This is a genomic window from Pyramidobacter sp. CG50-2 (assembly GCF_003612005.1).
Classification (GTDB): domain Bacteria; phylum Synergistota; class Synergistia; order Synergistales; family Dethiosulfovibrionaceae; genus Pyramidobacter.
Map to the genome: position 1 here is coordinate 1 of NZ_RAWT01000013.1, position 22,224 is coordinate 22,224.

Annotated in this window: 17 protein-coding genes and 1 pseudogene; 4 read left to right on the forward strand and 14 right to left on the reverse strand. The window is 62.7% G+C overall.

Annotated features, from left to right (window positions below; translation table 11 throughout):
- The 3 genes and pseudogenes from D7D26_RS04180 to D7D26_RS04190 form a co-directional block, all read left to right on the forward strand.
- A pseudogene (locus D7D26_RS04180) lies at positions 1 to 186 on the forward strand (ABC transporter ATP-binding protein); the annotation flags it as partial.
- On the forward strand, positions 183 to 1,385 hold the full coding sequence (locus D7D26_RS04185; protein WP_120372152.1) for a glycosyltransferase: 1,203 nt from the start codon (positions 183 to 185) through the stop codon (positions 1,383 to 1,385). The pseudogene D7D26_RS04180 and the gene D7D26_RS04185, both read left to right, overlap by 4 nt.
- Before the next feature lie 2 nt (positions 1,386 to 1,387).
- On the forward strand, positions 1,388 to 3,700 hold the full coding sequence (locus tag D7D26_RS04190; protein WP_120372153.1) for a glycosyltransferase: 2,313 nt from the start codon (positions 1,388 to 1,390) through the stop codon (positions 3,698 to 3,700).
- A 121-nt stretch (positions 3,701 to 3,821) separates the two neighbouring features.
- Here D7D26_RS04190 and glgP read toward each other — a convergent pair whose 3' ends face one another.
- Genes glgP through D7D26_RS04210 form a run of 4 tightly spaced genes read right to left on the reverse strand, consistent with a single transcriptional unit; the run spans position 3,822 to position 12,790 of the window.
- Positions 3,822 to 8,078 (reverse strand): alpha-glucan family phosphorylase, encoded by a 4,257-nt coding sequence (gene glgP, locus D7D26_RS04195; RefSeq protein WP_120372154.1) that lies wholly within the window; start codon positions 8,076 to 8,078, stop codon positions 3,822 to 3,824.
- A gap of 33 nt (positions 8,079 to 8,111) precedes the next feature.
- The gene (locus D7D26_RS04200) at positions 8,112 to 9,293 is read right to left on the reverse strand and encodes a glycoside hydrolase family 57 protein (RefSeq protein ID WP_120372155.1); all 1,182 of its coding nucleotides are present in this window, start codon (positions 9,291 to 9,293) and stop codon (positions 8,112 to 8,114) included.
- Between the two features lie 5 nt (positions 9,294 to 9,298).
- Positions 9,299 to 10,780, reverse strand: coding sequence for a glycosyltransferase family 4 protein (locus D7D26_RS04205; protein WP_120372156.1), 1,482 nt, complete (start codon positions 10,778 to 10,780; stop codon positions 9,299 to 9,301).
- Complete coding sequence (locus D7D26_RS04210; RefSeq protein ID WP_120372157.1) at positions 10,781 to 12,790, reverse strand: amylo-alpha-1,6-glucosidase; 2,010 nt, start codon at positions 12,788 to 12,790, stop codon at positions 10,781 to 10,783. It abuts the gene before it with no gap.
- 196 nt (positions 12,791 to 12,986) lie between these two features.
- On the opposite strand from D7D26_RS04210, the gene mutM reads away from it, so the two are divergent.
- The gene (mutM, locus tag D7D26_RS04215; protein ID WP_078015618.1) at positions 12,987 to 13,871 is read left to right on the forward strand and encodes a bifunctional DNA-formamidopyrimidine glycosylase/DNA-(apurinic or apyrimidinic site) lyase; all 885 of its coding nucleotides are present in this window, start codon (positions 12,987 to 12,989) and stop codon (positions 13,869 to 13,871) included.
- Positions 13,872 to 13,989: 118 nt separating this feature from the next.
- On the opposite strand, the gene D7D26_RS04220 is transcribed toward mutM, so the two are convergent.
- Genes D7D26_RS04220 through D7D26_RS04265 form a run of 10 tightly spaced genes read right to left on the reverse strand, consistent with a single transcriptional unit; the run spans position 13,990 to position 22,213 of the window.
- Entirely contained in the window at positions 13,990 to 14,781 is a 792-nt protein-coding gene (locus D7D26_RS04220; protein WP_120372158.1) for a histidinol-phosphatase, read from the reverse strand.
- Positions 14,778 to 15,428 (reverse strand): bifunctional phosphoribosyl-AMP cyclohydrolase/phosphoribosyl-ATP diphosphatase HisIE, encoded by a 651-nt coding sequence (gene hisIE / locus D7D26_RS04225; RefSeq protein WP_120372159.1) that lies wholly within the window; start codon positions 15,426 to 15,428, stop codon positions 14,778 to 14,780. The genes D7D26_RS04220 and hisIE overlap by 4 nt, the downstream gene beginning before the upstream one ends.
- Positions 15,429 to 15,447: 19 nt before the next feature.
- Positions 15,448 to 16,206 (reverse strand): imidazole glycerol phosphate synthase subunit HisF, encoded by a 759-nt coding sequence (gene hisF, locus D7D26_RS04230; RefSeq protein WP_078015615.1) that lies wholly within the window; start codon positions 16,204 to 16,206, stop codon positions 15,448 to 15,450.
- Complete coding sequence (gene hisA, locus D7D26_RS04235) at positions 16,203 to 16,916, reverse strand: 1-(5-phosphoribosyl)-5-[(5-phosphoribosylamino)methylideneamino]imidazole-4-carboxamide isomerase (RefSeq protein WP_120372160.1); 714 nt, start codon at positions 16,914 to 16,916, stop codon at positions 16,203 to 16,205. The genes hisF and hisA overlap by 4 nt, the downstream gene beginning before the upstream one ends.
- On the reverse strand, positions 16,910 to 17,533 hold the full coding sequence (hisH, locus tag D7D26_RS04240; protein ID WP_120372161.1) for an imidazole glycerol phosphate synthase subunit HisH: 624 nt from the start codon (positions 17,531 to 17,533) through the stop codon (positions 16,910 to 16,912). The genes hisA and hisH overlap by 7 nt, the downstream gene beginning before the upstream one ends.
- Position 17,534: 1 nt before the next feature.
- Positions 17,535 to 18,122 (reverse strand): imidazoleglycerol-phosphate dehydratase HisB, encoded by a 588-nt coding sequence (hisB, locus tag D7D26_RS04245; RefSeq protein ID WP_120372162.1) that lies wholly within the window; start codon positions 18,120 to 18,122, stop codon positions 17,535 to 17,537.
- On the reverse strand, positions 18,123 to 19,184 hold the full coding sequence (gene hisC / locus D7D26_RS04250) for a histidinol-phosphate transaminase (RefSeq protein WP_120372163.1): 1,062 nt from the start codon (positions 19,182 to 19,184) through the stop codon (positions 18,123 to 18,125).
- A complete protein-coding gene (gene hisD, locus D7D26_RS04255; protein WP_120372164.1) occupies positions 19,181 to 20,461 on the reverse strand; it encodes a histidinol dehydrogenase in 1,281 nt (426 codons plus the stop codon). Before hisD ends, hisC begins: the two co-directional genes overlap by 4 nt.
- Positions 20,458 to 21,087 carry an ATP phosphoribosyltransferase gene (hisG, locus tag D7D26_RS04260; RefSeq protein ID WP_120372165.1) on the reverse strand — a complete coding sequence of 210 codons (630 nt, stop codon included), beginning with the start codon at positions 21,085 to 21,087 and terminating at the stop codon, positions 20,458 to 20,460. Before hisG ends, hisD begins: the two co-directional genes overlap by 4 nt.
- Positions 21,080 to 22,213: an ATP phosphoribosyltransferase regulatory subunit gene (locus D7D26_RS04265; protein WP_078015608.1), complete on the reverse strand. Its 1,134-nt coding sequence runs from the start codon at positions 22,211 to 22,213 to the stop codon at positions 21,080 to 21,082. Before D7D26_RS04265 ends, hisG begins: the two co-directional genes overlap by 8 nt.
- Positions 22,214 to 22,224 lie beyond the last annotated feature (11 nt).

The following is a 22,224-nucleotide window of genomic DNA, read 5'->3' on the forward strand; positions in this document are numbered from 1 at the left end:
CGCCTGCGCGAGATCAAGGAGTGCGGCGCCACTATCGTCATCGTTTCCCACTCGCTGGGACAGATCGAAGCCTTCTGTGACCGCTCCATCTGGATCGACGGCGGACGCGTCCGGGCCGACGGCACGCCGGCGGAAACGCATGCCCGGTACGCCGCTTTTATGGACGGCAAGAAGGCTCAACCATGATTCCCGCTTTATTGGGTATGGAAAACGCCATGGGAGAAATGCGCGCGCGGCCGCTGCGGATCCTTCAGGTCGTCGACAAGCTCACGCCCGACAGCGGCGTTGCCGGCGTTGTCCTGCGCTATCACGACGCAACAGACAAAAAACGAATCGTATTCGATTTTCTCGTGCATGAAGAGCCCGACCTCTGGATCAGACGCAGACTTGAAAAAGACGGCTCGAAGATCTTTGTCGCCCCGCCGCTGCGTCTCGCCGCGCTTGTTCCCTATCTTCGCTTCCTGAGACGCTTCTACGCGGAGCATCCCGAGTACGCGATCGTTCACGGTCATCTGCCCAACGCCGCGCCGTTTTATCTGGGCATGGCCCGGGCGGCCGGCGTGCCCGTGCGCATCGTTCACTGCCACAACACCCGCAGCGGCGACACCGCCCCGAAGAGGATCAGGAACAGCCTGCTCTTCAAGCTGATCCCCCTGTGCGCCAACGTGCGCTGCGCCTGCTCGGAGGCCGCGGCCAGGTTCCTTTTCGGCACGCGCGGCGGGCGCATCAAACATCCTTATCATTTGGTCCGCAACGCTCTGCCGCTGGGACCGTACCGTTTCCGCCCCGAGGTGCGGGAACGGGCCCGCGGCGAACTTGGCCTCGGTACGGACTGCCTTGTGGTCGGCCACATCGGCCGCATGTGCCCGCAAAAAAATCAGGCCTTTCTGCTGAAAATCTTTGCCGCGTTTTACGCCAAACACAAGAACGCCGTGTTGATGCTGATCGGCGACGGCGAACTGCATGAAACCCTTCGCCGCCAGGCCCGCGAACTCGTCCCCGAAGGAGCCGTCCTCTGGCTGGGCGTGCGAAACGACGTCCCCGCGCTCCTTCAGGCGATGGACGTTTTCGTCCTGCCCTCGCTTTACGAAGGTTTGCCCCTTGCCGCGCTCGAGGCTCAGGCGTCGGGCTTGCCCTGTCTTTTGTCGGCGAACATCACAGAAGAAGCCCGCATCGTCCCCGGCCTGGCGCAGTATATCAGCCTGCAAGAAACGCCCGCCGAGTGGGCCGCCCTGATCCAGCCCCGGCACGAAAGAACGGCCAACACCGGACGCTTCTTTGCCGCCGCCGGCTACGACATTTCCACTGAAGCGGCAAAACTAGCAACACTGTACGAAAAACTTCACGAAGAACATTGCCGGCAACGCCCGGCGGAGGAGCCTTGACGATGAATGAAACGACAAAACAGACATCGCCGCAGAATCACTATGACGCCAGCTGCCTTGTGACCTTTCATAACGAAGGCTATCTGGCGCACCGAACGCTGATGTCGGTCGGCATGTGCCGGGACTACGCCGAAAAGCGCGGGCTCAGCGTCGAGCTGGTGCTCGTTCTGGACAACGCCGATCCCGTGACCGAATCGGTCGTCGCCGGACATTTTGCCGTGCGCAAGGACGATCAGATCCTGCGCGTGCATCAATGCAGCGCTCCCATTTCACGGAATGAGGGAATACAGGCTGCCAAGGGGAATTTCATCTCCATTCATGATGGGGATGATTATTATTCTGAAAACCTCGTCTACGAAAGCGTAGTATGCTGTCAAGCTCAGCCATATATTATTACACATGCAAACATACATATCGGATTTGAGTCCGACTATTACATGTATAGAGTAGGTAATATAAGATATGGCGATTATACAAGATATGACCTCCTGACACAACATCCTCTCATTGTACAAACGGTAGCTCCTCGACACGTATTTATACAAATTCCTTACCAGTCAACTGGAAACGGTTTTGGTTACGAGGATTGGCATTGGAATACCGAAACAATAGCCGCCGGGTTCGAACACGTTACAGTTCCGCATACATTCATGTTCTATCGGCGCAAAAGACAAGGATCAGTACTTGTAAGAGAATCTGCCAGCAAGTCTTTGATTCGTCCGAGCCGTTTGTTTGATCAGCTGGAATCGCCAGTGTATGAACCGTCCTCCCCCATTTTGCGAGACAATCCGTCGGAAAACATCTCTCAAAAACCGGTCGCTTCTGCCGATCTTGCCGATGTTGTAAAACCTGCCCGAAGAAAATCACGGCTCTACGCTTTTCTTAAACCAGCGGCTAAAAAACTGATTTCCAAATTGCCCGACGACCTGCAACCGCCGGCAAAGGCTTTTGCGTGGTCTTTTCTGACGCTGGCCCGTTCGGTTGGAGAGCATGTCAGAAGCAAACGGCCGACGCCGGCCGTCCCGACGTCGCCAGCTGCCCCGCAGACAGAAAAGTCGGCGCCGGAAAATTTTCCCTCCGTCAGCATGGCCGAATGCGTTGCGGCGCTCAAAAAAATCTCGCGGCTCGACTCGTCGCTTCATCCTGACGTGAACCCGCCGCTTTATGAATGCCGTTTTGTTTCGGACGACCGTCTCGGCCGACTCTTCGCCCTTTTGTACAATCCCATAAAGGGGCAACGTTACGATGCAGTGTACCTCGTGCCGTGGCTTGTACCCGGCGGCGCCGATCTGATGACGATCAACTTCGCCAACACTTTGGCGGGACAAGGCAAAAAGATCCTTGTGATCAGCACTTTGCCCTGCCCGTCGCCATGGCGAAACCGGCTGGCCGAGAACGTGGATTTTGTCGACCTCGGCAACGCGGCCGACGGATTTTTCAACGAGGACAAGAAGCTTCTTCTGGCTCGCATCCTGCTGCAGCTCCAGCCCAAGGCCGTTCACTGTATGCTGTCGCAGCTGGGCTATGAGACTTTCATCGACTACGCTGCCGCCCTGAAACAATACATGAAGCTCTATGCTACGTTTTATTGCGACGAAAAACGCAAAGATGGCTCGGATGTAGGATATACGACTCTATTTTTTACGGCAATGCTGCCGATCGTATCGGGAATCAGCACGGACAACGCCGTTATGCCCCGCGTCTGGCACAGAAAGTACGGCGCGCCCCTTGCGCTTTTCAGTACGGTTTATGGGCGTATGGATTTTGCGCCTTCCGATGGGGAAAATCCTTTTTGCAGCGGGAAATCCGTTCTCTGGGCCGGGCGCTTCTGCCAGCAAAAACGCCCGGAGCTTTTGCTGGAAATCGTCAAAAAAATGCCCGAGACTCATTTCTTCGTTTATGGTGAACCGTATGCGGAAGAGGACAGACACCTGTACAGTTCTTTCAAATCTCTGCCGAACGTCACTCTTGGCGGAAAATATAGTGGTTTTGTCTCTCTGCCGGTCAAAGAGTGCTTCTGCTTTCTCTACACCAGCGCGTATGACGGCCTGCCCAATGTTTTCCTCGAAGCTGCTGCAGCCGGCTTGCCCACAATTGCGCCCGACATCGGTGGCATCAGCGATTTTATCAACGATCAAACCGGTTGGCTCGTGGGACAGGATGCATCGGCCGATGATTATGCGAGAGCAATGGAAGAGATGCGCAGCGCGCCGGAACTGCGCCGGACAAAAGTCCTTGCGGCGCAGAATCTGTTGCATGTACGCCACAATGAAACGGCTTTTAAAAACAGTATATTAAAGTTCTATGGATTCTAGGTGTTGTAAAAAAACATCATATCATCCCATAGAACGTGACCTGTCATAACAACAACGGCTGTCTCATCTTCTCAAATGGGAAGATGAGACAGCCGTTGTACTTCTGTGGCAAGAGAGATCGTTAGCCCCACTGGATCAGGCCCGTGTCGAACAGGTTGTCAAGATCGGGGCTGTAGGCGAGGACGCGCAGGCCGTAGAGGTAGCGGCCGTTGTGGGTGGGGGTGTAGGCGCCTTGATAGACGAGGCGCCCCTGGTCGTCGCTGCCGGTGCAGGAGAGCGCGAGCACGTCGGGTTTTTCGATGAAGTTGCGCTCGTCGCTGCGTCCGGCCACGAATTGGAGCTGCAGTTCTTCGGGTTTCATGGCGCCGGGCACCACGTACGCGGTGACGCTGAGCGGATCGGTGCAGGCCACGGCGTTTTGCACGAGCCCCTGGACCTGGATCTGATCGATGCGCACGCCGGCGAAGCGCGCTCCGACGTCGGCTTTCCAGGCCGCGAGCGTGCGGGGCAGCAGGCGGTTTTGGGCGCGCATTTTCACGTGGCGCTGCGCGGCCGGCCGGTAGCATTCTTCGAAGTACTGGCGCACCATGCGTGCGCTGCTGTACTGCGGGCTCAGCGTGGCAATGCTGTTTTTCATGCGCGCGATCCAGCCGTGGGGGAGGCCGTCGCCGGCGCGTTCGAAGTAGAGCGGCGCCACTTCGTCTTCCAGCAGCGCGTAGAGGCTTTCGGCGTCGGCGTAGTCGCTTTGTTCGGCGGGCGCGTCGTGAATGGAGGTGACGCGGGGGCCGATGGTCCAGCCGTTGAGGCCGTTGTCGCCTTCGCACCACCAGCCGTCGGACACGCTCAGGTTGAGCGTGCCGTTGGGGGCCGCTTTCTGGCCGCTGGTGCCGCTGGCTTCGTAGGGGCGGCGCGGCGTGTTCAGCCACACGTCGCAGCCCTGCACCATGGTTCTGGCGATGTCGAGGTTGTAGTTGGGGATGAAAAAGAGTTTGCCGAGAAGTTCGTTTCGGCTGGCGAGCACGACTTTCTGGATCAGGTCGTTGCCCTGCGTGTCGGCCGGATGGGCTTTGCCGGAAAAAACGAGGATCACGGGACGCCGGGCATCCGAGAGGATCTTCGTCAGCCGCGCCAGATCGGCGAGGACGAGCGTGGCGCGTTTGTAGGGCGCGAAACGGCGCGCGAAACCGATCACAAGCGGCGCTTGTTTCCATTCGGAGGAGGCTTTTTGGAACGCCTTGGGCGACGTCTTCTTGAGCAGCTCCAACAGGGCTTTTTTCTGCTCCTGCTTGGCCTGCCAGAAATCGGCGTCGGCGATCTGTTCCACTTTTTGCCATTGCGGCGACTGCGGCGGCAACGCGCTCCAGTCCGCGCCCACCGCCGTTGCGAGCAGCGCCGCCGCGGGGCGCCCCGCAAAGCTGTTCAGGTGCACTCCGTTTGTGATGTAGCCGATGGGGATTTCTTCCGTGGGCACGCCTTTCCAGTTGAACTGCCACATGGCGCGCGACACGCCGCCATGGAGGCGGCTGACGCCGTTGCTGCGCATGGCGTGGTTCAGCGCCAGCAGCGTCAGCTCGAAATCGCCGGACGTTCCCGGACGGGTGCCCAGGTTCATCAGCTCGTCGCGGCTGACGCCGATGCGCCGCGCCAGCTCGTCGAAATAGCGGTGCATGAGTTCGGCGGAGAAACGTTCGTTGCCGGCGTCCACGGGCGTATGAGTGGTGAAGACGCTGTCGCCGCGCACCACCTCGCGGGCGGCGGCGAAGCTGAGCCCGCGGGTCAGACAGAGGTGGCGGATGCGTTCCAGGACCATGAAGGCCGAGTGCCCTTCGTTCATGTGGTAGGCGCGCGGATGATACCCCAGCGCCGCCAGCGCGCGCGGACCGCCCATGCCGAGCAGGATCTCCTGGCGGATGCGCGTGTCGCGGTCGGCCACGTAGAGGCGCTCGGTGATGCGGCGGTCTTCCTCGGTGTTCTTGGGCGTGTCGGTGTCGAGCAGATAGAGCGGCACGCGCCCGACCTGGACTTTCCAGACGCGGGCGAAAAGCGTGCGCCCCGGCAGATCGAGCGACACGTAAAGGTGTTCGCCGGTCTTTTCGTTTTTGACGCGGCCGATGGGCAGCAGCCGGAAATTGTTCTCGGGATAAAGCGCCGTCTGGTGGCCGTCGGCAGCGATTTTCTGCTGGAAGTAACCGCACTTGTAAAGCAGCCCCACGGCGACCAGCGGGACGCGCAGGTCGCTGGCCGATTTGAGGTGATCGCCGGAAAGCACGCCGAGCCCCCCGGAGTAAATGGGCAGACTTTCGTGAATGCCGTACTCGGTCGAAAAGTAGGCGACGGGCGTCGTGGCCGTCAATTCGGGGACCGACTCGTCGAAAGGCGCCTTCATGTCGGCGTCGAATCGTTCCAGGGCGTGGCCGTAAAGCTGCACGTATCCTTCGTTCTGCGCCAGTTCGACAAAGCGGCTGTGATCGGTTTTTCCCAGCAGCTCGACGGCGTTGTGACCGATTTTGTCCCACAGCGCCGGATCGACGCGGCGGAACAGCGGCTCGTATTCAGGATGCCACGTCCACCAGAGATTGTGCGCCAGTTCGTCGAGGCGGCTCAGCTTGTCCGGCAGCTTGACTGAACTGGTGAAACCGTGCAGCAGCGGCGTCACCGACGGCGTGCCGGTGAAGACGCGCGTCAGGATCTCGTCGTCCATGCGCGAAACCGGCCGCGTGGCCACGCGCTCACGAGCCTGATTGGCGGCGAGGGCGTAGGCGTCGTCGTAGTGCCGGTAGAAGGTGGACCAATCGGTCTTTTCGGCCAGCGCGCGGGCGGCGGCACGGCGCTTCAGCAGCGCTTCCTCCGGCAGCGAAGCCAGCTCGCCCATCAAAAATGTCAGTTTTTTCACCGTCGCTTCGTAGGGCGCGTGACTGCGTTCGATGACGGCGATGCCCTCGTTCTCGCCCTGTTCGCGCGCCCACAGGCCGAAGCCCGCCAGATCGCTGGTGACGGTCGGCACAGAATTGGCCGCGGCCTCCTGAGGCGTGTATCCCCACGGCTCGTACCACGAGGGGAAGATCCCCGCGTCGCAAGCCGACAGCACCTCGTCGTAGGTCATGCCGAAGAGACCGTCCTGCCCGTCCAGCAAGGCGGGATTGAGGACGACCTGCACGGCGTTTTCGGGACGGTTGTCCAGCCCGAGGCGGGCGCAGGCGTTCAGGATCGGGTCGTGGACCTTGTCGAACACCCGATGGGCCGTGATCCAGAAGGGCGCGTCATCGGGTTTCTGGGCGGGATTGCCCGAGAGCGCCCGTTCGTCGGTGCCGTTGTGTCCGTTCATGACGGCGCACAGGGCGACGATGGGTGGTTCGCCCGCGGAACGCGAGCGGTTCAGCGCCGCGGCGGCGTCGAGAAACAGGTCGATGCCTTTGTTGCGGAACTCGTAACGCCCGGAGATGAGGAACAGGCGGCTGTTTTCCGGCAGCGGGCGGCGCAGCAGCCGGGCGACGGCGGCGAGAATTTTCTTCTTGTTGGCGGCGGGCGCGGAACGGTCGCCGCTGTAATCGGGAATGGCGCTCAGGCTCAGGCCGTTCGGCGTCACCAGGTCGGGGCGGCGGCCGAGAAACGCCGCCGCCTCGTGAGCCGTGAGGGCGCTGACCGTCGTGAAACAGTCGGCTTCGCGCGCGGCGGCCGTTTCCATGGAACATTTGGCGGTGACGTTGAAGTTGGCGGCTTCGCGCGCCGCGTTGATCTGGTCCATCTCGGCGTAGATGTCGCGCCCCGCCCCCGCCATGGAGCGTCCCAGCACGGTGGCGTGGGTGGTGAATACCGTGGAAATGGAGGGCGCGTGCTTTTTCAGATAGAGCAGGCCGGCGCCGCACATCCACTCGTGAAAATGGGCGGTGACGGCGCGTTCGCCTTCGTTCTCGTCGGAGATGACCTGCGAGAACGCCGCGATCGCCTCGCCGCAGGCCATGCTGAACATCACCGGCTCCACGTAGTCCCACGCGCCCGTCAGCGAATCGACGCCGAAGTCGCGCCACAGGTCGTAAAGGATCTGATTCTGATTGTAGCGGTCCTTCCAATCCACCAGGACCGCTTTGGGCGAACCGGGGATGTCCCAGCGCCCGAAGCGGCATTTCAGATTGTGAAGCGCCGCGGCGCGTCGGAACGTCTCCCACAGGCGGCCTTCCTCGCCTTCGGCGGAAGCCTCGATGAATCCCGGGTTCTTGTCGCGCGCCGGACCGAGCAGAAAATAGTTCTGTCCGAAGCGATCCACGGCCTGCCGGGCCTTGGTGGCGACCACGGTGTAAATGCCGCCGACTTTGTTGCACACTTCCCATGAGACTTCGAAGAGCGTGGCGGGAAGCTGGGCTGAATCCTTATGCGTCATAAAATACCCCTTTACTCGGATCTCTCGTGATTTTTAGCTGTCCAGCGTCATTTTGAAGTCGGACAGCACGTTCATGTAATTGATGTAGGCGTCGTAGGGCGTGCCGTAGGGATTGAAATACTTGTGCACGTCGCCGTCGGAGAACCATTTGGTGCACATGTAGTAGAAATGGTCCGACGTCTGCAGCCGCCGCCAGGTGCGCACGATGCCTTCGCCGCCGTCGGCCAGGACTTTTTCCTTGAGCGAGTAAACGGTCTCGATGGCGTCGCGCTCCATGTCGTTGCCGATCCAGGCGGTGAGGTCGCGTTCCACGTCGGCCCAGGAGATGGCGTTGGGCACGTCGATGCGGGCGATGGGCGAGTAACGCTCGGCCGCCTGCGAGGGCGTGACGAAGTCGAAGTTTGGATCGGCGAAAACGGCTGCCGGCAGCGCTTCCATGAAGTCGAAGATGCCCGTTTCGGCCCATTGGTGTTCGCCGAACGTCTCGTAGTCCATGAAGAGATTGATCAGCTCGCCGGCTCCGTTGACGGCGTGCGCCCAGCCCGCGAACTTTTCGGCGGTGAGCGGCCACTGGTCCCAGCCGCGGTTGGAGAAGCGGAAGGCGATGTCGTCGGACAGCCGGTAGTTCTTGAGCAGCAGCTTCAGCTTCGTGCAGCTTGACGGCTGGTACATGTAGTTGGGACTGCGCCAGCCGAGGATGTGGTCGGCGCCTTCGGTGAGGATCGCCTCGTAGCCCATGTCCTCGACCATGCGCGCGATGTCGTTGCGGTAGATCAGCTCGGTGTTGCGGAACACGCGCGGCGTCACGCCGAAGTGCTTTTTGATCAGCTCGTCGTGCAGCGCGACCTGCGCGCGGAACTCGTCGGCGTCGTACAGCGCGGCCAGAGAGTGGGCGTAGGTCTCCGAGATCAGTTCGACGCAGCCCGTGTCGACAAGAGCGCGGAAGCTGTCGAGAATCTCCGGCTGGTACTCCTCGAACTGATCCATGGCCACGCCGGAGAGCGAAAACGCGACGCGGAAGCGCCCTTCCCAGCGGCGGATCATTTTCAGCAGCAGTTCGTTCATGGGCAGATAACATTTCTGCGCCACCTTGTCGAGGATCGTGCGGTTGGCTTCGGCGTCCTCGTAGAAATGATCCTGCCCGATGTCGAAGAAGCTGTAGTGTCGCAGCCGGTACGGCTGATGAACCTGGAAATAGAAACAGATCGATGGCATAGCGCTCAACTCCTCCGGATGCAGTCACGATACATTGCGTTCAGGCGATCGGCGGCGGCAGACCAGCGGATGCGGCGCAGATCTTCGCGGCTGTTCTTCACCATCGCTTCGGCCAGTTTCGGGTAGGCAAGCACGGCGCAGATTTTGTTGGCCATTTCCTGAACGTCCCAAAAGTCCACCTTCAGCGCGTTGCGCACCACTTCGGCGACGCCGGACTGACGCGAAAGGATCACCGGCGTGTCGCAGATCATGGCCTCCAGCGGGGCGATGCCGAAAGGTTCGGAGACGCTGGGCATGACGTAGAGGTCGCAGCTGGCATACATCCGTTCCACGTTCACGCCGGACTGGAAGCCGGGAAAGTGGAACGCGGTCCCCATCCCCAGCTGGGCGATGCGGCGCACCATGCGGTGGAACATGTCGCCGCTGCCGGCCATGACGAAGTGCACGTCGGGCATGCGCTCGTGCACGAGCCGCGCGGCTTCGACGAAGTAGTCGGGCCCTTTCTGATAGGTGATGCGGCCCATGAAGAGCACGCGCTTCTCTCGATGCGGCGGGATGCTTCGCCAGCCCAACTGCGATTCGTTGCGGTTGACGGCGTTGTGGACGACGTCGATTTTTTCGTCGGGGATCCGGTAAAGGCGCATCACTTTGTTCTTGGTGTAATAGCTTACGGCGACCACGCGATCGGCGGCGGTCATGCCGGCCCACTCGATGTGGGCGATCTCGGGATTGACGTTTTCGCCGCTGCGGTCGTGCTCCAGCGCGTGGATGTGAGTGATCAGCGGCTTGCCGGTGATCTGCTTGATGAGGATCCCTGCCGGGTAAGTCATCCAGTCGTGCACGTGGATCACGTCGAATTTTTCTTCGCGCGCGATCTGCGCGGCCGCGAGACTGTAGCGGTACACTTCGGACATCAGGTCCTGTCCGTAGCCGCCGTGGATTTCGACCGGCTTCCAGCGGACGGCCGCGTCCTGCGGCTGTGAAGCCGCCGCTGCGGCGTCGGCGGGCCGAATGCTCCCGTCGAACTGCGGTAGACCGAGGCGGCGTAAGAGCTCGCTTTCTCCGCCGGCGCTTTTGGTCCGGCGGTTTGCCCCGCGCTGGCCGAGTCGTTGTTCGTAACTTGCCGCGCTGTCGTAGGGACGAAGGCTCGACCTGATGCCGCGCACGACCATCCGCGCGGCAAACTGCTGAAGCTCTGCGATGCCGCAGTTTTGCCGCGGCCTTGCAGCGTTTTGGGAATGGCTGTCCGGCGCGGCCGTGGCGCCCCCCGCTTCCGGTTCGCTCCGCGAGACGACGGGGATCAGGGTTCCCGAGGCGGAACGCAGTTTGACGTGCGACTCGGGGTGCTCGGTCAGGCGAGTCTGCGGCATGACGAAAAGCACGTCGGTGCCTTTCCGCAGCAGCGCCTGCGTGATGCCGTAACAGGCGGTGCCAAGGCCTCCGCTCTTGTCGGGCGGAAATTCCCAGCCAAGCATGAGCACGCGCATTTACCTCGCCTCCTCTCGCAGGTTTGTCTCCCAGCGACGATACACGCCCGGAGCGGCGCGCTGCATCTTTTTCAGGACGCGCAGCAGTTCCGCCACGCTCCAGGCCTGGGCGACGGCGCCGTTGGGGCGATACGGCGGCGCGGCGTCGAAAATTTCGGCCACTGAACCGACGCCGTACTCGCGCAGATGGGCGGTGCACAGCGGCGTGATCGTCCCCAGCAGATGCCGGGCGGCCGCCGGCCGATCCCATAAAGCGAAGAGCAGGGTATCGCCGTAGGCTCCCAGCAGCCACGGCCAGACGGTACCCTGATGGTAGGCGGAATCGCGTTCCTCCGGCGACCCTTCGTAAAGCGATCGGTAGTTGGCGTCGGCGGGCGACAGGGTGCGCAGTCCATACGGCGTGAGCAGCAGCGTGCGTACCCGCCCCAGCATCTCCGCCGCCAGCGGCCGGTCGAGCACCGGTTCGGGCAGCGAGGCGGCAAAAAGCTGGTTGGGACGAAAGCTCCAGTCGGCGCCGTCCGCGCGCCACACGTCGGCCAGGTAGCCGCGCTCCTCGCTCCAGAAGCGGCGCTGGAATTCCTTTTTCAGCGCCGCAAGGCGCTTTTTGTCCCACGGCGGCGTTTCGCCCAGGGCGGCGGCGGTCTTGCCGGCAAAAACGAGCGCGTTGTACCACAGCGCGTTGATCTCCACCGGGCAGCCCCAGCGCGGCGTCACCGGCCGCCCGCCGACCGACGCGTCCATCCACGTGAGCTGGGTGTCGGGGGCGCCGACATGGAGCAGTCCCGCTTCATCCATGTGCGTGTGGGGAGCGCGTCCGTCCGCGTACGCGGCAATGATCTCTTTGATGGGCTGCCAGCACAGCTTTTTGACGAGCTGCAGCCCATTGGCGGCCTGCTCGGCCATCTGCTGAACGGCCCAGACGTACCAGAGCGAGGCGTCGGCGGAATTGTAACTGTGATGGACGCCGTCGGCGCCGTAACAGTTGGGGATCAGACCGTCCTTTATGGCTCCTCCCGCGCCCGCGAGAATGTCCACGCCCTCCTGGCTGCGTCCGGCGCAGAACGTCAGCCCCGGCAGAGCGATGAAAGTGTCGCGCCCCCAGGCGTCGAACCATGGATAGCCGGCGATCACGGTTTTTCCGTTGCGCGGGCTGTCGATGAGGAATTTTTCGCCCTCCCGCTCGAGATGGGCGGTGAGGCTCCTGTCCTCGCCGCGGCTGAGGCGGCGCCGCGTTTCGTCGTTCCAGAGCCGCGCCAGCCGTCCGGCTTTGCCGGTCGGCTGCAGCGCCGCGCTGAGGATCACGGGACGCTGCGGCGAAAGCTCGATTTCGAACAGGCCGGGCTGGAACAGGTCTTCCGCGTAAGGGAAGCCGCGCTCGCGCTCGATCAGGTATTCGGCGTTGTAGTACCAATCGGGCGACGGCAAGAACGTGAAGCGGCCGTCGGTCTGCATGAACAGCGGCGGCATCCCGTCGTAAGGTTCAACCTTGAAACCCGCGGTCTCCGGCCAGGTGCGCACGTGCAGATTCATGTTGGCGTGCGTGAGCGCGTGAAAATTCCGGTAGGCGAGCAGCGGCTTGATTCTCAGCTTCGCCAGCGCGGCGCCGCCTTCCAGCGAATAGCGGATCAGCACGCGGTGTTCGCCGTGCGGCATGACGATCTCGCGCGTCAGCACGGCATCGCCGATGCGGTAGCGAAACAGCGGCCAGGCGCCGATCTCGGCCTCGCGCAGATATTCGTGCCCCTTGGGGAAGAAGTTGCCGGGATGCTGGCGGCAGGAGAAGAAAAACTCGTGCCCGCCAAGCAGCAGCGATTCTTCCAGCGCCGACAGCAGCACGTGACGTCCCGCCGGGCGGTCGAGATTGGCGACGAAAAGTCCGTGATAACGGCGCGTGTTGCACGAAACGATGGAGCTGGAGGCGTAATCTCCCAGACCGTTGGTTTCCAGCCACTCCAGGCGCAGCGATTCGCGCAGGTTCTGGCAGATCGCTTTGTTGTATTTGAAGTTCATGTCTGTTCCCTCCTCCGAGCCCTGAAGTGCGGCATTGATATTATCTTCCACCTGTATTATAAACACTTGCATGAGTGATTGTAAATCAAATCTGTGTTAAAATCTCAGCGATTTCTCGAACGGGACGAACAGGGCGCAGGCGCGTTCTCGCGGCGGCCCTGGAAAACCCGGAGCGGGAAGGACGGGAGGATTGACTGTGCCTGAACTGCCGGAGGTCGAAACGGTAAAGAACGTGACGGCGCCGCAAATCTGCGGACGCCGCATCGAAAGAGTAACGCTGGACCGGCGCGAGGTGATCGCCCATCCGGCGCCGGACGATTTCGTCAGCCTCGTGACGGGACGTGCGGTGACGGGGATGGGACGGCGCGGCAAATTCCTGCGCTTCTTCCTCGACGACGGCGCCGAGATGGTGTTGCACCTGCGCATGACGGGGCAGCTGCTGGTCGTGCCGCCGGAATTTCCCGCGGAGAAGCATACGCATGCCATTTTTTCGCTGAGCGGACATCTGCAGCTGCGCTTTGCCGACATGCGCCGTTTCGGCCGTTTCTGGCTGCTGCGAAAGGGCGAGAAGGACTGCACCGGCATGAACGGTCTCGGCCTGGAACCCTTCGACGCCGCGTTGACGCCCGTCTGGCTGAAAGAGCGGCTGGGCGCCTCTCGCCGCGCCGTCAAGACCTGCCTGCTCGATCAGAGCGTCGTCGCCGGCATCGGCAACATTTACAGCGACGAAATCCTTTTCGCCGCGCGGATCCGGCCGACGCGCGCCGCGTGTTCGCTGAGCCGTCCCGAATGGGAACGCCTGACGCGGGCGGTCCGCGAGGTGATGCGCTTTCACGTGGAGCGGATCGCCGTTTCGGCGGAGGAGTTTCTGCGCGGACGCGGCAAGGAATATCGCAACACGCCGCTGCTGAAAGTTTACGGACACGACGGCGACCCCTGCCCCGTCTGCGGCGCGGCGTTGCGGCGCGCCGTCGTCGGCGGCCGTTCCAGCGTGTTTTGTCCGCGCTGCCAAAAGCGGAATGGAACAAAAGCGCCTTCGCTTCGGCGGGAAGCGGCGGAAAGAATAAAGGACGTTCGATGAACGACACTGTTCCACGTGGAACAGTGTCCCACGAAAAACGCCGGCGGTCAGACGACCGCCGGCGTTTGCGCATGGAGCGCCCAGAGGCCGTTTCCGGCCGATGCCGATTTTTTTCTGTTCACCGCCGAAGACGGAAGCGCTCCGGTTTCAGCCCCAAGGATGCGCAGAGCCGTTCGCACTCGTCGAACTTGCAGCACAGCGTGGCGGCGCGGTGACTGTCGCTGGACAGGACGACGCGGCCGCCTTTGGCGGCGATGCGTTTCAGCAGCGGCGGCGACGGATAGGGCGTCGTGCGCCAGCCGCGGGAGACGGCGCCGCTGTTGATCTCGAAAGGACGCCCCGTTTCCAGCAGGGCGTCGAGGGCTTCGGTGGCGGCGCGGACGTAGCGCGGATGACTTTCGTCGAAAAATCTTCCGCCCTCGTTGAACTTGCCGATCAGGTCGAAATGGCCGATCAGATCGGCGTGAGTGCGGCCGACCACGTCGGCCTCCTGCCGATAGTACAGTTCGGCCATCGCGTAAAAGTCGCCGCCGAAATATTTTTGGGCGGCCTGCTGAAAAATTTCGGGACTCTCGTCGACGGGCACATAATCGCCGCCGATCTTCAGATAATGCACCGAGCCGATGACGTAGTCGTAGCCGCCGGCGGGCAGATCGGCGAAGTAATCCTGTTCGATGCCGCAGCAGATGACCAACCGCTGCCGGTACTTTTCGCGCAGCGCCGCGATCTCACTCGTGTAGGCGGAGGTCCCTGCCACGGACATGCAGTACGATTCGTCGCAGGGCGTGTGGCTGTGCCCGGAGAAGCCCAGCCGCGTCATGCCCATGGCGATGGCGGCCTGAACGACGGCCTCGGCGCGGTCTTCGCCGTCGCAGAACGTCGTATGGACGTGAAAGTCCTCGCGGATCATGAGGTCATTTTCTCCTGCTTCACCTTGCGGTCGATGACATGCCGCGAGGCAAGCTCGTGCATGACGTCGTCGAGCGAGATCCCGGCCTGGATCATGAGCACCAGCACGTGATAGGCGAGGTCGGCGATCTCGTAGACGGTCTCTTTCCTGTCCTCCGCTTTGGCGGCAATGATCACCTCGGCAGATTCCTCGCCGACTTTCTTGAGGATCTTGTCGAGCCCCTTCTCGAACAGATACGTGGTGTAGGAATTTTCCTTCTTCTCGGTTTTGCGGGAGGCAATGAGCCGCATCAGCTCTTCCAGCGAGAATTCGCCGCGGCTCTCGCTTTGCCAGAGGGGATCGGAGAAGCACGAAGCCGTGCCGAGGTGGCAGGCCGGCCCGTCGGGATCGACCATGACGAGCAGCGCGTCCTTGTCGCAGTCGGCCGTGATGGAGACGATGTGCTGGTAGTTGCCGCTGCTCTCGCCTTTGAGCCACAGGCGCCGGCGCGAACGGCTCCAGAAACAGGTCAGTTCCTTGGCCATGCTGATCGCCAGGCTCTCGCGGTTCATGTAGGCCAGCGTGAGCACGCGCTTTGTGGCCGCATCGGCCACGATCGCGGGGATCAGCCCTTTTTCGTCGAATTTCAGTTCGTCGATGGAAATCATGCAATCGTCCTTTTCTCAGTCAAAGCCTGACGGGAATGCGGTTTCGGGCCATTTCCGCCTTGAGGTCGGCGATCTTCACCTCGCCGAAATGAAAGATGGACGCCGCCAGCCCGGCGTCGACCTTGGGCAGCGTTTTGAACAGCGTGATGAAATCGCCGATGCTGCCGGCGCCGCCGGAAGCGATCACGGGCACCGATACGGCTTCGCAGACGGCGGCGAGCAGTTCCAGATCGAATCCTTTTTTCACGCCGTCGGTGTCGATTGAGTTGACCACCACTTCGCCGGCGCCGTCGCCGACGCAGCGCTCGATCCATGCGACGGCGTCCATGCCGGTATCGTCGCGCCCGCCGCGGGCGAACACGTGAAAAGCGCCGTCCACGCGTTTGACGTCGACGGAGAGCACGACGCACTGGTCGCCGTACAATGCCGCCGCTTCGCGGATCAATTGCGGGCGCGCGATGGCGCCGCTGTTGACACTGACTTTGTCGGCGCCGCAGGAGAGCGCGCGTTCGAAGTCAGCCACGGCGCTGATGCCGCCGCCGACGGTGAGCGGGATGAAAACGCGGCGCGCCGTCTCGCGCAGGATTTCCGTGAAAAGCCTGCGCCCGTCCGACGACGCGGTGATGTCGTAAAACACCAACTCGTCGGCGCCGCAGGAACTGTAGAACTGCGCCAGATCGGGCGGCGACGACACGTCGTGAAGTCCCGCAAAGTTGACGCCCTTGACGACGCGCCCGTCCTTGACGTCGAGACAAGGGATGATCCGTTTGGTAATCATTGGGCCACCTCGATCGCTGCCGCGATGGAAATCGCTTTCGTGTAATAGGCCTTGCCGATGATCGCGCCGTACAGTCCCAGCGCGGTCAGCCGCTTGACGTCGTCCAGCGACGAGACGCCGCCGGAGGCGATGATCCGCATTTTCAGTTCGGTCGAAAGAGTTTTGTACAGCGCCACGTTCGTCCCCTGCATCATGCCGTCCCGGGAGATGTCGGTGCAGACCAGCGTGGCAACGCCGTCGGACTGCATGCGCCGGCAGAACTCGAACGCTTTCAGCGGCGATTTTTCCGTCCAGCCTTTGACGGCCGCGAAGCCGTCTTTGATGTCCACGCCCACGGCGATGCGCGCGCCGTATCGTGCGACGGCCCGGGCCGCGAAATGCGCCTGGGTCGCCGCAGCCGTGCCGAGGATGACGCGATCGACGCCGGCGTCCAGATACGCGGCGATCGCGTCCATGCTGCGGATGCCGCCGCCCACCTGACAGAAGAGGCCGGACCTGTTTTTGACGGCGACGATCGTCTCGAGGTTGGGCGTGCCGCCGCTTCGGGCGCCTTCGAGGTCGACCAGATGGATCTGTCTCGCCCCTTGGGCGGCGAAGTCGACGGCGACGGTTTCGGGACGGTCGCTGTAGACGGTCATCTGCGCATAATCGCCGCGCTGCAGCCGCACCGCTTTGCCGGCGTAAAGGTCGATGGCCGGATAGATCAGCATGAGGCCCCCCCCAGCTCGCAGAAAGCGCGCAGGATGCCGAGGCCGACGGAACCGCTCTTTTCGGGGTGGAATTGGCAGCCGAACACGTTGTCCCGCGCGACCGCCGCCGTCAGCCAGGCGCCGTATTCGGTCTCGGCCGTGACGTAATCGTCGCAGCCTCGCGCGGCGAACGAGTGTACGAAGTAGACGCAGTCGCCTTCCGTGACGTACTTGAACAGCGGCGTCGGTTTTCTGAACCTCAGCGCGTTCCAGCCGATGTGGGGGATCTTCAGTCCCGGCGGGACCGCTTCGGCGATGGCGCGTACTTCGCCGGGAATCAGGCCGAGCCCGGCGTGTTCGCCGTACTCGAAACCTGTGTCGAACAGCAGCTGCATGCCCAGGCAGATGCCCAGAAGCGGCTTGCCGGACGCGGCCTCCTCCAGCAGAGGACGGTCGAGCCCCGAGGCGCGCAATTTGTCGGCCGCGTCGCCGAAGGCGCCGACGCCGGGCAGGATGATCTTCTCCGCACGGCGCAGTTCAGCCGCGTCGGCCGTGACGGTCACCGCCGCGCCGAGGGCCGCGAACGAGCTGCGCAGCGAAAAGAGGTTGCCCACGCCGTAATCGACGATGGCGATCACTTCAGAGCACCCCCTTGGTGGACGGGATCTCGTCGGCACAATCGGCCTCGATGGCTACAGCCTGACGCAGACTGCGGGCCGCCGCCTTGAACGCGCCCTCGATGATGTGATGCGAGTTGCCGCCGGCCAGCCGGCGCAGATGCAGCGAGCAGCCGGCGCAGCGCGCGAAAGCCTGCCAGAATTCCTGCACCAGCTCGGTGTCGAAGGAGCCCACCTTTTGCGCGGGGACCGGCAGGTCGTAACCGAGGCACGCGCGTCCGGAGAAATCCACGGCGGCGAGGACCAGCGCCTCGTCCATGGGCAGGGCGCAGAACCCGTAGCGCGAGATGCCGCGTTTTTCGCCAAGCGCCTGCGCGAAGGCCCGGCCGAGACAGATGCCGATGTCTTCGACGCTGTGATGGTCGTCCACGCTCGTGTCGCCGCGGCAGGTCAGCTTCAGATCGAAACGGCCGTGCCGCGCCAGCAGCGTCAGCATGTGGTCCAGAAAGCCCACGCCGCTGTCGATCTCGCTTTGTCCCGTGCCGTCAAGTTCCAGCCTCAGGGCGATGTCGGTCTCGGCGGTCTGGCGGATGATTTCGGCATGACGCATTCAGCATTCCTCCAAAATAGTTCCAAGCGTGTCCAGCAGGCGGTTCATCTGCTCGCGGCTGCCGATGGTGATGCGGTTGTGCCGGGCCAGCAGCGGCGTGTCGAAATGGCGCACGAGGATGCCGCGGGCGCGCAGTTCCTCGTAGAGCTTGTGACCGTCGATTTTGGGATGGCGGGGAAACACGAAATTGGCCTTCGAGTCTCCGAGTTCAAAGCCCATTTCGCGCAGCGCGGCGGTGACGTCCTCGCGCGTCTCCATGACGGCGTGGCAGTTGGCGCGCGTGTATTCCTCGTCTTCCAGCGCGCCGATGCCGGCGGCCATGGTCATGCCGTTGACGTTGTAGGGATTGGTGGCGTATTTGATCGCGTTCAGGTCGGCAATCAGCTCCTTGCACGCGGCGCCGAAGCCGAGGCGGGCTCCGGCCATGGAGCGCGACTTGGAAAACGTCATGGTCACGAGCAGATTATCGTACTTGTGGATCAGCGGCAGCGCGCTTTCGCCGCCGAAGTCGACGTAGGCCTCGTCGACGACGACGACGCTGCCGGGATTGCCCCTGACGAGGCGTTCGACGTCGGCGAGCGGCAGGGCCAGCCCCGTGGGGGCGTTGGGATTGGCGATGAAGATGGTCTTGTTCAGGCCGACGTAGTCGTTCACGTTCGCGGAAAAGTCTTCGCGCAGCGGGACCTCTTCGTACGGCACGCCGTTCAGCGCCGCGAAGACCTTGTAAAAGCCGTAGGTGACGTTGGGAAAGGCGGCGGGGTGCTCTGCGTCGCAGAAGGCCATGAAGGCGAAGTTGAGGATCTCGTCGGAACCGTTGGTGCACAGGATCTCCTCGGGCGCGAGATGGTAGACCTCGGCCAGTTTCGCGTTCAGGGCGCGGCACTCGGGGTCGGAGTAGAGGTTCAGCCGGCGCGCGGCCTCCGCGGCGGCGCGGATGGCCCGCGGGGAGGGCGGGAAAGGCGATTCGTTCGTGTTCAGTTTGATGAACTCCTGGCTGCGCGGCTGTTCGCCCGGTACATAGGGGACCAGCCCGGCGTATTTGCTGCTGAAAAAGCGGCTCATCGATTTTCCTCCGTTCGGCTCAGGACGCTGCGGGCGTGTCCCGTCAGCCCCTCCTGGCGCGCGAAGCCGGCAACGTCCGGCGCCGCTTTGCACAAAGCGTCGCGCGTGTAATAGATGTACTGCGATTTCTTCACGAAGTCGTCCACCGACAGCGGGCTTGAAAAACGCGCCGTGCCGCCGGTGGGCAGGGTGTGGTTGGGGCCGGCGAAATAATCGCCCAGCGCCTCGGGACAGTGGCGGCCGAGAAACACCGAACCGGCGTGACGGATGCCGTCAAGATAGTCGAACGGAGCGTCGACGCACAGCTCCAGGTGTTCCGGCGCGATCGCGTTGGCGATCTCGACGGCTTTCGTCAGCGTGTCGGCGACGATGATCTTGCCGTTGTTCTCGATGGCGGCGCGGGCGATCTCGCTCCGCTCCAGTTCGGGGAGCTGGCGCTCGATCTCGGCCTGGACGGCCCGGGCCAGCGCCATGGAATCCGTGATCAGCACGGCGCTGGCCATTGTGTCGTGCTCGGCCTGCGAGAGCAGATCGGCGGCGCACCAACGCGGATTGGTCCGGCCGTCGGCGATGACGAGGATCTCGCTGGGGCCGGCGATCATGTCGATGGAGACGGCGCCGAAGACCTGTTTCTTCGCCTCGGCGACGAACGCGTTGCCGGGGCCGACGATCTTGTCCACGCGCGGCACGCTTTCCGTTCCGTAAGCCAAAGCGGCGATGGCCTGAGCGCCGCCGCTCTTGAAGATCCGGTCGGCTCCGGCGACGCGAGCGGCGGCGAGGATAGCGGGATCGACCGAACCGTCCCGGCGCGGCGGCGTCGTCATGATGATCTCGCGCACGCCGGCGATCTTGGCGGGAATGAGATCCATCAGCACCGTCGAAGGGTAGGCGGCCGTGCCGCCGGGCACGTAAATGCCGGCGCGATCCATGGGGATGACCTTCTGGCCGATGACGACGCCTGGCTCGTCGTTGATGATGAAGCCGTTCCTGACTTGGCGCGAATGAAAGGCGCGGACGTTCCCCGCCGCCTTCTCGAGGATGCCGATGAACTCCGGCGCGACCTGCGCCATGGCGGCCTCGATCTCCGCCGGCGTCACCGCCAGCGTCTCGAGCCTGGCGCCGTCGAATTTCTCGGCGTATTTTTTCAGCGCCGCGTCGCCGTTTTTCCGCACGTCGGCGATGATCTCCGCCACGACGCCCTCGACGTCCGCCGTCGGGATGGCGCGCGCGAGGATATCCCCGTCGGCGACCTCGCCGCATTTCAATATTCTGATCATTGTTCTGCCTCCGTCATGGCGGTCATGGTCCGCATGATCTCCAAGATCTGTCCGTTTTTGAATTTGAAGCTCGCCTTGTTGGCGATAAGCCGCGCGCTGATGGAGACGACCGTGTCGAGCACGCGCAGATGGTTTTCCTTCAGCGTCGTGCCCGTTTCGACGATGTCGACGATCACGTCGGAAAGGCCGAGGATCGGCGCCAGCTCCACCGAGCCGTTGATGCGGATGATGTCGATGTCGCGCCCTTTGGCGGCGTAATAGTTCTGGGCGATGTGCACGAACTTGCTGGCGACGCGCAGCGTGCGGTCGGGGTTGTCGCGGAAGTCTGCCCGCGCGGCGACGGCCATGCGGCAGACGCCGGTATGGAGGTCGAGCAGCTCGTAAACGTCGGGCTCGTGTTCGAGCAGGATGTCCTTGCCTGCCGCGCCGAGGTCGGCTGCTCCCCGCTCGACGTAAATGGCGACATCGGAGGGCTTGACCCAGAAATAGCGCACGCCCTTGTGCGGGTTTTCGAAAATCAGACGGCGCCCCGGCTCGAGCACGCCGCCGCATTCCAGTCCGGCCCGCGCGAACATGGCGTAGACCCGCTCGCCCAGGCGTCCCTTGGGCAGTGCCACGTTAAGCATGTTCAAGGAGCTTCGCCTCGTTTCCGTCAAGTCTCATCAGCTGCCTGAACTTGATGCCCTCGGGCAGTTCCTTTTGGGCCATGACGCTGTGTCCGCCGGACGTCAGCTTGGCCGCGGCGGCGCGCAGCGCGCGGGGATCGTCGCGGCGGTCGTAGAGAAGGAGCGTGTCCACGTCGTAGGCGCGTTCGGCGTGGTCGAGCCGTTCGAGCAGGTCCAGATAAATGGCGAAACCGATGGCGCCCGACTGGTGCTTCATCTTGCGCATGAGTCGATCGTACTGGCCGCCGGAAAGGACGCCCGTCGGCACGCCTTCGACGAAGCCGCGGAAGACGATGCCGTTGTAGTAATTGAGGTCGTTGGCGACGGAGAAGTCCACGCGCAGCATGTCCTCGAGGTCAGTCCCTTTGAACTGTACGACGATGCGTTCCAGCTCGTCCAGCTGTTCGGCAAGCCGCGCGCTGCCGGAACGGCTCAGCAGGGCGCGCAGCTTCGGCATGGCCGCGGCCGGACGGTCGCAGAGCGACACCAGCCGGCGGAGGGCGGCGGCCTTGTTCTCCTCGACGCCGGACTGAGCGCAGATCAGGCTCAGCTCGTGCACGTTTTTTTCGTTGATGCACTTGAGGACGGCGCGGCGGACGCTTTCGGAAAAGGAGAAGTCGTCGATGATGGCGGCGATGATGCCAAGATGAGCGACATCGAGCACGCAGCGCGGCGAGATGCAGCGCAGACTTTCGGCGGCGAGCATCAGCACTTCGCCGATACAGTACGCGTCGATGGCGCCCACGCACTCCAGACCGACCTGCATGATCTCTTTGAACGTGCGGGTCTTCTGCGAGACGCGGTAGACGTTCTCGTTGTAGAAGAGTTTCTGGACGACGCCGGGCTCGTCTTTGATGTGGCGGATGATGGAGAGCGTCACGTCGGGTTTGAGGGCCATCAGGCGCCCGTTCGTGTCTGTAAAGGTGATGACGCTGTCGCTGACGAGGAAATCCTTGTTGCGCACGTACAGATCGTACTCCTCGAACTTGCTCATTTTGTAATAGGAGTAGCCGTATTTCGAGTAAAGCGAGCGCAGCGCGAAAATGGCGCGCTCGTCGTACTTGAGGGAATTCGAGTCGATGTTCATTCTTTCACCGC